The 13,579-nt window shown below is 73.6% G+C and carries 10 protein-coding genes and 1 pseudogene; 6 read left to right on the top strand and 5 right to left on the bottom strand.

Annotated elements, in window-relative coordinates; genetic code table 11:
- The 3 genes from AB0J74_RS14830 to AB0J74_RS14840 all read left to right on the top strand — a co-directional run bounded on the left by AB0J74_RS14830 (position 1) and on the right by AB0J74_RS14840 (position 1,712).
- On the top strand, positions 1-354 hold the full coding sequence (locus AB0J74_RS14830) for an STAS domain-containing protein (protein ID WP_116075376.1): 354 nt from the start codon (positions 1-3) through the stop codon (positions 352-354).
- A gap of 80 nt (positions 355-434) precedes the next feature.
- Positions 435-1,259, top strand: coding sequence for a serine/threonine-protein kinase (locus AB0J74_RS14835; protein ID WP_363448258.1), 825 nt, complete (start codon positions 435-437; stop codon positions 1,257-1,259).
- A 9-nt stretch (positions 1,260-1,268) separates the two neighbouring features.
- Positions 1,269-1,712: an SRPBCC family protein gene (locus tag AB0J74_RS14840; RefSeq protein WP_363448259.1), complete on the top strand. Its 444-nt coding sequence runs from the start codon at positions 1,269-1,271 to the stop codon at positions 1,710-1,712.
- A 53-nt stretch (positions 1,713-1,765) separates the two neighbouring features.
- Here AB0J74_RS14840 and AB0J74_RS14845 read toward each other — a convergent pair whose 3' ends face one another.
- Together AB0J74_RS14845 and AB0J74_RS14850 are read right to left on the bottom strand one after the other, a co-directional pair.
- On the bottom strand, positions 1,766-2,827 hold the full coding sequence (locus tag AB0J74_RS14845; RefSeq protein ID WP_363448260.1) for a hypothetical protein: 1,062 nt from the start codon (positions 2,825-2,827) through the stop codon (positions 1,766-1,768).
- Between the two features lie 231 nt (positions 2,828-3,058).
- Positions 3,059-3,973 (bottom strand): cation diffusion facilitator family transporter, encoded by a 915-nt coding sequence (locus tag AB0J74_RS14850; RefSeq protein WP_363448261.1) that lies wholly within the window; start codon positions 3,971-3,973, stop codon positions 3,059-3,061.
- A 162-nt stretch (positions 3,974-4,135) separates the two neighbouring features.
- Here AB0J74_RS14850 and AB0J74_RS14855 point away from each other — a divergent pair, with 162 nt between their 5' ends.
- Positions 4,136-6,673 (top strand): ABC transporter permease, encoded by a 2,538-nt coding sequence (locus AB0J74_RS14855; protein ID WP_363448262.1) that lies wholly within the window; start codon positions 4,136-4,138, stop codon positions 6,671-6,673.
- A 144-nt stretch (positions 6,674-6,817) separates the two neighbouring features.
- On the opposite strand, the pseudogene AB0J74_RS14860 reads toward AB0J74_RS14855, so the two are convergent.
- Positions 6,818-7,719: pseudogene (locus AB0J74_RS14860) on the bottom strand (LysR family transcriptional regulator).
- A gap of 104 nt (positions 7,720-7,823) precedes the next feature.
- Here AB0J74_RS14860 and AB0J74_RS14865 point away from each other — a divergent pair.
- A complete protein-coding gene (locus AB0J74_RS14865; protein ID WP_363448263.1) occupies positions 7,824-8,666 on the top strand; it encodes an oxidoreductase in 843 nt (280 codons plus the stop codon).
- Here AB0J74_RS14865 and AB0J74_RS14870 read toward each other — a convergent pair.
- Positions 8,638-10,623 carry a copper-translocating P-type ATPase gene (locus AB0J74_RS14870; RefSeq protein WP_363448264.1) on the bottom strand — a complete coding sequence of 662 codons (1,986 nt, stop codon included), beginning with the start codon at positions 10,621-10,623 and terminating at the stop codon, positions 8,638-8,640. The genes AB0J74_RS14865 and AB0J74_RS14870 overlap by 29 nt on opposite strands.
- A gap of 49 nt (positions 10,624-10,672) precedes the next feature.
- On the opposite strand from AB0J74_RS14870, the gene AB0J74_RS14875 reads away from it, so the two are divergent.
- On the top strand, positions 10,673-11,248 hold the full coding sequence (locus tag AB0J74_RS14875; protein WP_363448265.1) for a YdeI/OmpD-associated family protein: 576 nt from the start codon (positions 10,673-10,675) through the stop codon (positions 11,246-11,248).
- Positions 11,249-11,378: 130 nt separating this feature from the next.
- Here the strand turns inward: AB0J74_RS14875 and AB0J74_RS14880 are convergent, their stop codons facing one another.
- On the bottom strand, positions 11,379-13,487 hold the full coding sequence (locus AB0J74_RS14880; protein ID WP_363448266.1) for an AAA family ATPase: 2,109 nt from the start codon (positions 13,485-13,487) through the stop codon (positions 11,379-11,381).
- Between the last annotated feature and the right edge of the window lie 92 nt (positions 13,488-13,579).

The following is a 13,579-nucleotide window of genomic DNA, read 5'->3' on the forward strand; positions in this document are numbered from 1 at the left end:
GTGAGTCTGTCGATCGTGACAACTCGACGTGCCAACGGAGTCCTCGAAATCGCCCCCCGTGGTGAGATCGATGTCGACTCCGCCCACGAGGTCAAAGAGGCCATCGCTGCGGCGCTGACCGATGACCGCCCCACCCGGATTGAGCTCAACCTGCGCCTGGTGAGCTTCATCGACTCCGTCGGCATCAGCGCGATGGTCGCGGGTTTCCAGACCGCTGAGGTCAGCGGGATCAAACTCGTCGTCACCGAGCCCAGCCGCTTCGTCCACCGCCAGCTCTGGGTCACCGGCCTGCTCGGCCTCTTCGGCGCGCCCGAGCCCTACCTCGGCGATCTCAACACCCCGGCCGGCGCCTAGGTGTACTGGCCTTAAAACCGCCTAAAGCCCACCCCGGCCCTCTTGTCCGCGGCCACATCGATCCGGAAGAGTGCCGGGTCGTGGCGTGGTTGCGGATGGGCACGACGTTCCTGCGGCGCTACGTCCTGCTCGGCCCGATCGCGCGTGGTGGGGTGTCGACCGTCTACCACGGTTTCGACAGCCACTCCGCCCGCCCGCTGGCCGTGAAGGTCATCACGCCGGCGCACCCCGACGCCGCCGGCCGGGAGGCGGCGATCACCGAACGGCTGCGCCATCCCAGCGTCCCGCGGGTCTACGACCACGGCGCCGCGCCGCTGCCCGACGGCTCGGTCGCGCCCTACGTCGTGCTCGAGTTGCTCGACGGCGTCGCCCTGGCCGGCCGGCTGGTCGGCGGCCCGCTGCCGTGGCCCGAAGCGGTCCGGATCGCCGCCACGCTCGCCGACGTGCTCGCCGTGGCCCACCGCCGCGGCTTCGTGCACCGCGACGTGTCGGCCCGCAACGTGATGCTGACCCGGGCCGGCGCCAAGATGATCGACTTCGGGCTGGCCGGCCCGTCCGGCGCGCCCGGCCTGCCCGCCGACGACGTGTTCGCCCTCGGCGTCCTGTTGCACCGGATGCTGACCGGCCCCGGGCCCGGCGAGGACCGCCGGCGCACCGCGCCGGCCCCCGTGCTGACCGGCCCCGGGCCCGGCGAGGACCGCCGGCGCACCGCGCCGGCCCCCGTGCTGTCCGTCCCTGGCCTGCCGCGGGCGGTCGCCGAGTTGTGCCGGGCCAGCATGACCCGCACGCCGGCCGACCGCCCGTGCAGCGCCGACGTCGCCATCGGCCTCTGGTCGTCGGTCATGCCGGCCAGCGCTCCCGCACCGCGCGCCCTGCCGGCGCCGGCACTCCACCACCTCAACTAGGGACGATCGTTGGCGAAAACCGGCACCTTCACCTATTCGCTGCGGCCGAAATGCCGCGCCGCCGACGCGGTCGCACTGCTGTCCGACTTCAGCCGGCACGCCGAGGTGCACCCGCTGATCGTCAAGGTCACCGAGGTGCCACCGGTCCGCGGCGCCGTGCGCAGCTTCGTGATCAACGACCGGTTGACGATCGGCCCGGTCGGCTTCACCACGAGCTACACGGCCGACGTCATGACGGTGACCGACGACGAGGTGGTCACCGTCGCGCGCCAGCGACCCGGCACCACGCTGCACAACCACACCCGGCTCTTCCCCGAGCCCGACGGCACCGTGCGGATCGAGGTGACGATCACGCTGACCGCGCCGACCCTGCTCTTCGGGTACGCGTTCAAACAGGCCCGCACGGCACACCACGCGCTCGCCGAGCGGCTCCAGAACGTGCTGGAAAGCTGAGCACATCCGGGGGTACGCGCACGGCGTACCCCCGGATGCTCTTTTCGGGACCCTCAGTAGACGCTCAGGTGCACGTGGTTGGTGTGGTCGCAGGACGGGTCTCCGCACGCTCCGCTGTAGGACTTCCAACCGCTGCTGGGCAACCAGATCTGCCGGTACCAGATGACGTAGAGCACGGCCAGCCGGTCCGAGTTACGGATGAAATAGTTGGCCAGGTTGGTGCCGTAGGTCTTCTCCGCACCGGTCGCGTCGCCCTCGAAGCCGCCCTTGGCGGCCGCGAAGTCGCAGGCCCGGCCCTTCGGGTGCTCACCCGAGCCGCCGTTGCGGTGACACGAGACGTAGTGGGTGAAGCCGGCGTTCTTGGCCTGTTGCAGCGCGTGCAGCGTGCGCGGGGTGATGCAGCCGCTGGCCGGCGTCGGGTCGTCGATGCTGCACGACTCGGTCGGCCAACTGCCGTCGCTGTTGCGCTTGGCCGGCGTGGCGGTGGCGCCGCCGGAGCCGCCGGTGTTGCTGCCGCTGCCGCCGGACTGCGCGGCCTTCGCGGCCGACGCCTTCTGCTGTCGGGCGGCCACGTCCAGCGCCCGTTCGGCCTGTTCCTTGCGGGCCTTCATGAGCGCCACCTGGCGCTGCTGCTCGCGTACCTCCCGGTTGATCGCCGCCGTCGCCTTCGCGGCGCGTTCCTGCGCGTCCTCCAGTGAGCGCACCTCGCGCTGCTCGTTGGCGGCGACCATGCCGAGGGCGTTGGCCCGTTCGAGGAAGCGTTCGGGCGAGTCGCTGTTGAGCAGCGCGGCCATCGGGCTGAGCCGGCCGGTGCGGTAGGCGGACCGGCCGATGTCGGCGAGCGCCTCGGTGTGCTTCGCCAACTCCTGTTCGGTGGTCCGCAGGTCGTCTTCCTGCGTCCGCTGCTCGCCCTGCGACTTCTTCAGCGCGGCCTGGGCGTCGAGGTAGCCCCGGCTGGCCTTGTCGAGTTGGTCGCGCAGTTCCGCCGTGGCGCCCTCGCCGCCGTCGGAGTCGGGGTCGGCGCTGGCCGGTGCCATCGGGCCGACGAGGGCCAGGGTGAGGCCGAACAGCGCGGCGGTGGCGACGTGGGTCCATCGTCGTCGGGTTCGAATCATCGGTGGGCCGTCCTTCCGTCAGCCGCCGGCCGGGGTGGCCGATGGGTTCGGGATGGCGACCTCCGCTCGGCACCGGGGGTGGCGTCCAGCGAAGATCGAAACGGAGACTACCGAGGACCGCCTACGCTGCGCGAGGGCTGCTAAATGCGCATTGGCGGAGCTTGCCCGTATTTATCCGGGCAAATCTCCGCTGAAGGTCACGAAAGTTAAGGCCGCGCTAAATACAAAGGGTCACCAACTGGCGGTACGGCAGTCGCCCGACGACGCGACCGGCTCCACCTGGAGGGTGGCGTGCTCGATGCCGAAGCCGTGCTGCAGTGCCTCCCGGGCCGCCGCCAGCACCGTGCCGACCTCGGCGTCACCCTGGATGCCGAGGTGGGCCGAGGCCACCTCCATGCCCGAGGTCAGCGTCCAGACGTGCAGGTCGTGCACGTCGCAGACGCCCGGCACAGCACCCAGCGAGGTGCGCATCGCCGCGACGTCGAGGTGCTCCGGTGCGGCCTGCACCAGGATCCGCACCGCCTCACGGCCGAGCTTCCAGGTGCGCGGCAGGATGAACAGGCCGACCGCGACCGCCACCAGCGGGTCGACCACGAACCACCCGGTGCCGGCGATCACCGCCGCGGCGCCCAGCACGCCGACCGAGCCGATCAGGTCGCTGAGCACCTCCAGGTAGGCGCCGCGCACGTTGATGCTGTCCTTGGCGCCCTTGCGCAGCAGCACGAAGGCGAAGATGTTGGCCACCAGGCCCAGGCCGGCGACCACCAGCATCGGCCCGGTGCTCACGTGTGGCGCGTCGCCGAATCTTCGCACCGCCGCGACGAGCACGTAGAGCGCGACGCCGAACAGCAGCACGGCGTTGGCCAGCGCGGCCAGCACTTCCAACCGGTAGAGGCCGAACGTGCGCTGCGGGTCGGTGGCCGCGCGCCGGGCCGCGGTGATGGCGGCCAGCGCCATGCCGATGCCGAGCACGTCGGTGAACATGTGCCCCGCGTCGGAGAGCAGCGCCAGCGAACCGGTCGCGAAGGCGGTGACCGCCTCGATCACCATGAAGACGGCGAGCAGCGCGAAGGCGCCCCAGAGCCGGCCGCGGTGCTGGGCGGCCGCGTCACGCGTGCCGAAGTCGTGGTCGTGCCCCGCTCCCACGTGCGCCCTCCCTCCGCTGCTCGCCCTAGTCTTATGCAAACATCGCTATGTATGCAAAGGTGACACCGGGAACCATTCCCATTGTCCGCCCGCCGGCCCTGTCGTCATGTCGACAGGCGGGGCGCGGCGAGACCCGTGTGGCGGTTGTTCAGACTGGTCGACGTGAAACGGCCTCTGCTTCGCCTCGCCGTCACCGGCTTCCGGGCGCACGCCGTCCGGCTCGTGCTGACCGGTTTCGCGGTGATGGTCGGGGTCGGTTTCCTCGCCGGCACCCTCGTCTACGGTGACACCGCCCGGGCCGCGTTCTACGACGACCTGGCCCGCTCGGCCCGCGGCGTCGACGTGGCCGTCGAGCCGGCGGCCCTGCTGGCCGAGCGCGACACGGTGGAGACCATCGGGGGGATCGACGGTGTCGCGGCGGTCGACGGCCGGATGGCGGCCTGGCTGAGCATGCTCGACCGCGACGGCAAGCTGATGATGGACCACGGACACGTCGGCTACGGCCTGTCGGTGCCCGACGTCCCGTCGATGGCCGCCTACGACCTGCTCGCCGGCCGGCTGCCGCGCGGCCCGGGTGAGGTGGCGGTGGAGAAGGCCACCGTCGAGCGGGCCGGGTTCGCCGTCGGCGGCCCGGTCACCGTGCTCGACGCCGCCGGCCAGCCCCGCACGCTGACCCTGGTCGGCGTGCTCGACCTGGGCGTCAACCGGCTCTACGGCGGCTCGACCGTGGCCGCGCTCACCGACGGCGAACTGACCGCGCTGACCGGCACCGAACGCTTCGCCGAGGTGGTGGTCGCCGCCCGGCCGGGCGTCTCCGAGACGGTGCTGCGGGACCGCGTCGCGGCGGCGCTCGGGCACGCGTACCCGGTGCTGACCGGCGCCCAACTGCGGCAGAAACTGGCCGTCGAGGCCGGCAAGTACGTCACCGGCTTCGTCGCCGTGCTGCTCGGGTTCGGGCTGGTCGCGGTCACCGTGTCGGCGTTCGTCATCTACAACACGTTCGCGATCCTGGCCGCGCAGCGGGCCCGCGAGTTGGCCCTGCTGCGCGCCATCGGCGCCACCCGCCGCCAGGTCACCGGCACCGTGCTGATCGAGGCGCTGCTGCTCGGCATCGTCGCGTCCGTCGGCGGCCTGGCGATGAGCGTGGTCATCGGGTACGGCCTGATCTGGGGCCGCGAACTGGTCGCCACCGACATCCCGCTGCACACGCCGGTCGTCCGCTGGCCCACGTTCCTGGTCGCGGTCGGCTTCGGCACGTTCGTCGCGGTGGTCTCCGCGCTGGTGCCCGCCGTCTCCGCCGGCCGGGTCGCCCCGCTGGCCGCGTTGCGCGACGCGTCCCTGGCCGAGCCGCGGGCGGTGGCCGGCGGCCGCCGGACGGCCCGGGTGGTCGCCTCGTCGATCCTCGCCGCCGCCGGCGTCCTCTCGGTGGTCGGCGGCGTCCCGCTCGGCTTCCCCGGGCTGCCGCTGGTGCTCGGCGGCGGCATGCTGCTGTTCGTGGCCGCCGTCGTCGCCGGCCCGCTGGTCGTGCCGCCGCTGGTCGCCCTGATCGGCTGGCTGCCGGCCCGGTTGTTCGGCACCGTGCCGCGGCTCGCGGTCGCCAACGCCCGCCGCAACCCGCGCCGCGCCGCCGCGACGACCCTGGCACTGGTCATCGGGGTCGCGTTGATGTCGCTGTTCGCGGTGCTGCTGGCCACCGCGCGGGACCAGAGCGGGCGGGAGCTGACCGAGAACTTCCCGGTCGAGTTCACCCTCAACCGGGCCCGCACCGACGGCACCTTCGAGTCGATGCGGGCCGGGATGCCGCCGGGCCTCGCGCCGGCACTGCGCCGCCACGCCGGCTTCGCGACGGTGGCCGAGGTGCGCTCCGAGGCGCCGCTCGCCGGCGACCGCACCCGGGTCGCGGCGGTGCCGCCCGACCAACTGCGCGGCGCGATCCGCCCGGAGGTGACCGCGGGGGCGCTCGGCGATCTCGGGCCGGGCACGGTCGCGCTCAACCGCGGCTACGCCGCCGACCGGGGCCTGACGGTCGGCTCGACGGTGCCGTTCGGCACCCTCGGCCCCCTGCGGGTGGTCGCCCTCTTCGACGACTCGCCGCTGGACGGCTCCGCGCTGGTCGGTTTCGACACCTTCACCGCGGCGTACGGCGACCGTCCGGCCGTGGAGATCCTGGTCGACCTGGCGCCCGGGGTGTCCACGCAGGAGGGTGCCCGGCTGATCGACGCGGAGCTGCGTGCGTATCCCGTGGTGCAGGTCACCAGCCGCGCCGCCGAGGCCGACGAGCTGGGCGCCTCGCTCGACGAGCTGCTCGGCATCTTCGCCGCCCTGCTCGGCATGTCGGTGCTGATCTCGTTGTTCGGCATCGGCAACACGCTCTCGCTGTCGGTCGTGGAGCGCCGCCGCGAGTCGGCGACGATGCGTGCCTTCGGCCTGTCTCGCCGCCAGCTGCGGGGGATGCTGCTGCTGGAGTCCGGGTTGATCGCGGTGGTCGGCGCGGTGGCCGGCGTGGCCCTCGGCGGTGGCGTGGGCTGGGTGGCGGCGGCCGCCCTGATCGACACCTACGGGCACGGCCTGCCGGTGGTGCCGGTCGGCCAGCTCACCCTGGTCGTGCTCGCGGCCGCCGGCGCGGCCCTGCTGGCCGCGATCCTCCCGGCCCGCCGCGCGGCCCGGCTCCCGGTCTTCGCCGCGCTGGCCGAGGACTGACGGCCGCCGGCCGGCGATGGTGCCGGTCCGCGGCCCGGCGGCCGGTCTTCGCCGCGCTGGCCGAGGGTGACGCCCGCCGGCCGCGATGCTCTCGGTCCGCGCCGGCTCCCGGTCTTCGCCGCGCTGGCCGAGGACCGACGGCGCTCAGCCGGCGGTGGTGAGGTCTGTGCTGGCGGCCAGGTCGGTGACCACGTCGACCAGGCGGCGCAGCGCGGGGGAGGTGTTGGCCGGTAGCCAGACCATCTCGGTCGGGGTGACCTCGCCGGTCAGCGGCACGAACACGACCCCGGTGCGGCGCAGGTTGCGTGCCGACGAGCCCAGCCGGGTGATCCCGACGCCGGCCGCGACCAGGCCGAGCAGCCCCTGCACGCTGGCGTCGGTCGCGACGATGTCCGGAGTGAAGCCGGCGGCCCGGAAGCTCTCGTCGAAGCCGCGGTGCCAGGGCTCCCAGGAACTGCGCGGGGTCATCACCCAGCGCTCGCCGGCCAGGTCGCGCAGGGACAGCTCGGTGCGGTCGGCGAGCGGGTGGCCCTCCGGCAGCACGGCACACACCTGCTCGGTCGCGATGGTCCGGCCGCCAGGCCGTCGACCAGCGGCGGGCGGGTGAAGGCCAGGTCGTAACCCCCGTCGAAGATCCCCTCGACCAGCGGGCCGATGGCCGTTTCGGCGGTGGTCAGGCGCAGCTCGGGGAGGCGGTCCCGGGCGGTGCGCAACACCGGCGGCAGCAGGTGGTTGGCGGTGGTGGCCAGGAACGCCAGCCGGAGCTCGCCGATCTCGCCGCGGCCGGCCCGGCGGGCGACCGCCACGGCCGCGTCGGCGCGGGCCAGCACGGCGCGCGCCTCGGGCAGGAACAACGCACCGGTCTCGGTGAGCTTGGTGCCCCGGCTGTCGCGATCGAACAGTTTCGCACCGAGAATCCGTTCCAGCGCGTTGATCTGCTGCGACAGCGACTGCTGGGTGATTAGCAGCTTGGTCGCGGCGCGGGTGAAGCTGGCCTCTTCGGCGACGGCGACGAAGTACCGGAACTGCCGAAGATCAGGGGTCACAGCCTGAACCTACCGCTACGCCAGGTAACCGGTGTTGGCCGTGACCGGCACCCTGGCCGCAGCATCGTTCGTGGTCACGACGACATGCAACGGGAGATGCAGACATGCGGAGCAACACACAGAGTCGCGTTTGGTTGATCACCGGATGTTCCTCGGGCTTCGGCCGGGAACTCGCGCTCGCGGCGGTGGCCGCCGGCGACCGGGTGATGGCCACCGCGCGGCGGCCGGAGACCCTGACCGCGCTGGCGGAGCAGGGCCAAGGCCGGATCAGCACCGCGGCCCTCGACGTCACCGACCCGGCGTCCATCACGGCGGCGGTGAAGGAGACGCTCACCACGTACGGCCGGATCGATGTTCTGGTCAACAACGCCGGCTCGCTGGTGCTCGGCGCGGTCGAGGAGTTCACGATGGCCGAGTTGCGGCAACAGCTCGAGGTCGTCTTCTTCGGCGCGGCCGAGGTCACCAAGGCGGTCGTGCCGCTGATGCGGGAGCAGGGCAGCGGGAGGATCGTGCAGATGAGCTCGCTGGGCGGGCGCAAGACCTACCCGGCCTTCGGTGCCTACCACGCGGCCAAGTGGGCGCTGGAGGGCTTCTCCGAGACGCTGGCCAGCGAACTGGCGCCGCACGGCGTGCGGGTGCTGATCGTCGAGCCGGGCGCGTTCCGCACCGAGTTCAACAACAACAAGCACGTCACGGCCGAGTTGGACGCTTACCGCGACACCGCCGGCGCGACCCGCCGGTTCACGGTGGAGCTGACCGACGCCGAGCCGAACGACCCGGTGAAGGGCGCGGCCGCCATCCTGGCGGCGATCGACAGCGACCGGCCGCCGCTGCGCCTGCTGCTCGGCAGCGACGCGGTCGACGGCCTGCGCGAGCACCACGCCGCCCTGCTGGCCGAGGTCTCCGAGTGGGAGTCGGTCAGCCGCTCGACGGCGATGACGGAGTGAGCCGGACCCGGCGCAGGAGTTGGGCGTTGAGCGCCACCAGGATCGTCGACGCCGACATCAGCACCGCGGCGATGGCCGGGCTCAGCGTGACCCCGGCCCAGAAGAAGACGCCCGCGGCCAGCGGGATCGCCACGACGTTGTAGCCGGCGGCCCAGATCAGGTTCTGGATCATCTTGCGGTACGCGGCCCGGGACAGCCGGATCGTCCCGACCACGCCGCGCGGGTCGGACGAGGCCAGCACCACGCCGGCGGACTCGATCGCGACGTCGGTGCCGGCGCCGATCGCGATGCCCACGTCGGCGCGGGCCAACGCCGGCGCGTCGTTCACGCCGTCGCCGACCATCGCCACCCGCAGCCGGCGGGACTGCAGGTCGGCGACGGCGCGGTCCTTGTCGGCCGGCAGCACCTCGGCGAACACCTCGTCGACGCCGGGCCGGAAGCCGAGTTCCGCGGCGACCGACCCGGCCACCGCGCGGGAGTCGCCGGTGATCATCGCGATCGTCCGGATGCCTTCCGCGCGCAACTGCCTGATCGCCTCCCGGGCTTCGGGCCGCACCTCGTCTTCGAGGGCGAACGCGCCGAGCACCCGCGACGTTCCGGTCAGCCGGACCAGGTGCAGCACCGCGGCGCCGCGGTCGGCCCAGCCGGCACCCAGGCCGGGCGGCGCCTCGATCCGCAGCTCGCGGAGCAGGGCCGGCCCGCCGACGGCATACGTCGTGCCGTCGATCGTGGCCCGCACCCCCCGCCCGCTCAGCGCGCGGAAGTCGGTCGCGGGGGTCGGTCCGCCGGCCGCCGCCACGATCGCCCTGGCCAGCGGGTGCTCGCTGTCGGCCTCGACACCGGCGCCCCAGCGCAGCACCTGCTCCTCGGTCACCCCGTCGACCGCGGCCACCGCGGTGACCGTGTGCGCGCCCTTGGTCAGGGTGCCGGTCTTGTCGAACAGCACCGCGTCGACCAGCCGCATCCGCTCCAGGGCGAGCCGGTCCTTGACCAGGATGCCGGCCCGCGCCGACAGCGCCGTCGACAGCGCGACGACCAGCGGGATGGCCAGCCCCAGTGCGTGCGGGCAGGCGATCACCAGCACGGTGACCGTGCGCGACACCGACTCGTCGAGGTCGCCCGCCGCCCACCAGGCGACGAACGTGAGCACCCCGACCGTGGTGGCGACGTAGAACAGCCACGCCGCGAACCGGTCGGCCAGCGCCTGGGCCCGGCCGCCGGCCGCCTGGGCCTGTGCGACCAGCCGCTGGATCCCGGCGAGCGCGGTGTCGTCGCCGAGCGCGTCGACCCGCAGCCGGAGCGCGGCGTCGGTGACGACCGTGCCGGCCACCACCCGGTCGTCGGGCCCGCGCGGCACCGGTTTGGACTCGCCCGTGATCATCGACTCGTCCACTTCGGCCGAACCCAGGACGACCCGGCCGTCGGCGGGCACCCGGCCGCCCGGCCGCACCAGCACCACGTCGCCCAGCGCGAGCGCGGACACCGGCACGGTCTCGACACCGTCGCCGGTGACCCGCTCGGCGTCGTCGGGCAGCAGCGCGGCCAGCGCCGCGAGCGCGCCGCGGGCCTGGCCGACGGCCTTGAGCTCCTGCCAGTGGCCGAGCAGCATGATCGTCACCAGTGCGGCCAGTTCCCACCAGAAGTCGAGGTCGAACGCGCCGGCGAAGGTGACCAGCGAGGCGGCGTAGGCCACCGTGATCGCCATCGCGATGAGCAGCATCATCCCGGGCGCGCGGTCGCGGACCTCCCGGACCGCGCCGGCCAGGAACGGCCAGCCGCCGTAGAGGAAGACGACGGACCCGAGCACGGGCCCGACCCAGTCGATCCCGGGAAAGTCGATCGAATAGCCGAACCAGTCCATCACCGAGTCGCTGGTCACCACGATCGGCAGGGTCAACGCCAGCGACAGCCACAGCTTCCGCCGGAACTGGCCCGGGTCGTGCCCCGCGTGCTCCATCCCGTCATGGTCTCCCGACCCGCGGACCACGGTGGGTAGGGTCGCCGGTATGGAGCCGATGACCTTTCGCGCCGTCGCCGAGTGGGAGGCGTGGCTGGCCGAGCACCACGACAGCGCCGGCGAGGCGTGGCTGACGATCGCCAAGAAGGGAGCGCCGGCGCCGACCATCTCCGCATACGAGGCCGGCGACGTGGCGATCTGTTTCGGCTGGATCGACAGCCAGCGGCGCGGGCTCGACGCAGCGCACTTCCTCCAGCGCTACTCACCCCGCCGCAGGGGCGCGCGCTGGTCGCAGGTCAATGTGGACCGTGCCGAGGCGCTGCTCGCCGCCGGGCGGATGCGGCCGGCCGGCTTCGCCCAGATCGAGGCGGCCAAGGCCGACGGCCGCTGGGCGGCCGCCTACCCGTCGCAGCGGGACGCGAAAAGCCCCGAGGACCTCGACGCGGCCCTGGCGGACAGCCCGGCCGCGGCCGCGCGGTTCGCCGCGCTCGACAGGACCGGCCGCTACGCCGTCATCCTCAAGCTGACCAGCGCGCCCAGCCCGGCCGCCCGGAAGAAGCGACTGACCGCCCTGATCGACCTGCTCGCGAGCGGTGCGCCGATCCCGCCGCCGCAGGTCGGCTGAGCCGCGCCCGACCGTCTCCGCGGCTCCAGCGGCCCGGCAGTCGCCGCGCGGTCCCAGCCGCCCGGCGGTCGCCCCGCGGTCCCAGCCGCCCGGCGGTCGCCGCGCGGCCCCAGCCGCCCGGCGGTCGCCGTCAGGCGGTGACGTCCACGGTGACCAACCGCTGGGTCGCGCGGGACAGGGCGACGTAGAGCGTGCGGACGCCCGCCGGGCCACCCGCGCGGATCTCGGCCGGCGCGACCAGCACGACGCCGTCGTACTCCATGCCCTTGGCCTGCAGGCTGGTGACCACCTGGAGCCGGGAGTCGCCGATCTCCTCGAGCCAGCCGGCGACCTCGCCGACCCGGGCCACCGGCGTGATCACGCCGACCGTGCCCTCGACCTCGCCGAGCACGTCGGTGACCGAGGAACGCACCGCCTCTGGCAGCGAGGCTGCGGGCACCGACAGCGCGACGGGCGGCACACCGGTCGACCGCACGGCCACCGGCAGCGGCAGGTCCGGCGCGATCGTGCGGATCTCGGCCGCCGCGACCTCGAAGATCTCGGCCGAGTTCCGGTAGTTGGTGGTCAGCGAGTAGGCGTTGCGGGCCCGCGAGCCCAGCGCCCGGTCGCGGGCCCGGTCGAGCTCCTCCGCGTCGCCGGTCCAGGCCGTCTGCGCCGGGTCGCCGACGATCGTCCAGGACGCCAGCCGCCCGCGCCGGCCCAGCATCCGCCACTGCATCGGGGTGACGTCCTGCGACTCGTCGACCACCACGTGGGCGTACTCCCGGTAGTCGTCGGGCCGCTGGGTCGCCGCCGCCCGGGCCGCGCGGGCCCGCTCGCCGGACGTGCTCACCTCGTAGACGCCGCCCGCGACGTGGAACGGGTTGCGCTGCGTCCGGGCCGGTTGCTTGGGCCGGCCGAGCAACTCGTCGAGCTCGTCGAGCAGGGCGATGTCGGCGATCGTCGGGTTCTCCAGGTCGAAGGCGCCGGTCAGCAGGTCGACCTCGGCCGCCGACAGCAGCCCTTGGGCGTAGCGGCGCAGCCGGGCGGGGTCGCCCAGCCAGGCCAGCACGTGCCGGGGGCGCAGCCGGGGCCACCACTCCTTGATGAACGAGCGGAAGTCTTCCCGCTCGGCCAGGGTGTCCTCGAACTCGGCGCGCTTCGGCAGGCCGGGGATCTTCTGCTCCAGCGCCTGTGCCCAGAGCGCGTCGAACAGGCCGTCGATGCCGGCGCGGCGCACCTCGTTGCGGCGGGCGCCGCGGGGCAACGCCCGGGTCCGGATCCGGTCCAGCGCGTTGCGGTCGAGCCGCAGCAGCGTGCCCCGGTAGAGCAGGCGCAGCGAGGTCGGGCCGTCGGGAACCGCGTCGTGCGAGGCGCGCTCGAGCACCCGGCGGATCCGCAGCGAGCCCTTGACCGCCGCGACCGGGCCCGGGTCGGTGCGGGTGGCCGACCAGCCCGGCACCAGCGTGCCGAGCGAGCGCAGCGTCGCGGACTCCTCGCCCAGCGAGGGCAGCACGGACGCGATGTATTCGACGAACACGGTCGACGGGCCGACCACCAGGATGCCGCCGCCGGCGAACCGGTTGCGGTCGGAGTAGAGCAGGTAGGCGGCGCGGTGCAGGGCCACCGCGGTCTTGCCGGTGCCGGGGCCGCCGGACACGATCGTGACGCCGCCGCCGGGGGAGCGGATCGCCTGGTCCTGCTCCTGCTGGATGGTGGCGACGATGTCGCGCATGCCGCGCCCGGTCGCCTTCGACAGCGAGGCCAGCAGCGCGCCGTCGCCGACCACCCGCATCTGCTCGGGTGCCGCGTCGGGGTCGAGCAGGTCGTCTTCGATGCCGGTGACCTTCTCGCCGGACGACTGGATCATCCGGCGCCGGATCACGCCCTGCGGCTCGGCCGCGGTCGCCTGGTAGAACGCCGCCGCCGCGGGCGCCCGCCAGTCGACCACCAGCGTCTCGGCGTTCTCGCCCCGGACGCCGAGCCGGCCGACGTGGAAGGTGGAGCCGCCGCGCAGGTCGAGGCGGCCGAAGACCAGCCCTTCGTGTTCGGCGTCGAGCAGATAGCGCCGCCGGGCGGCGTGGAACACGAACGCGTCACGCTCGACCAGCGCGCCGAAGTTGCCGACCGACGCCTGCCGGTAGCCCTCGCGCTCGGCCCGGGCGGCTTCCGCGCGCAGCTCGGCGACCCGGGCGTAGACCCGGTCGACGTGCTTCTGCTCGGTCGCGATCTCCTGCTGGAGGGTGGTGACGTCGGTCAAGCGGACTGCTCCTCGCGCGATGGATCGGCCGCGGGTCGCGCGGCCAACCCGAACGAGAGTACGGGTCGTCGGGTCGGGACGAATCGGTAACC

Origin of the sequence: Asanoa sp. NPDC049573 (genome assembly GCF_040676615.1) — a bacterium.
In the GTDB taxonomy this organism is placed as follows: Bacteria; Actinomycetota; Actinomycetes; order Mycobacteriales; family Micromonosporaceae; genus Asanoa.

Coding starts and splice junctions, on each gene's coding strand:
- AB0J74_RS14845 (WP_363448260.1), bottom strand. CDS start 2,827: ATGATTCGAACCCGACGACGATGGACCCACGTCGCCACCGCCGCGCTG.
- AB0J74_RS14865 (WP_363448263.1), top strand. CDS start 7,824: ATGCGGAGCAACACACAGAGTCGCGTTTGGTTGATCACCGGATGTTCC.
- AB0J74_RS14870 (WP_363448264.1), bottom strand. CDS start 10,623: ATGGAGCACGCGGGGCACGACCCGGGCCAGTTCCGGCGGAAGCTGTGG.
- AB0J74_RS14875 (WP_363448265.1), top strand. CDS start 10,673: ATGGAGCCGATGACCTTTCGCGCCGTCGCCGAGTGGGAGGCGTGGCTG.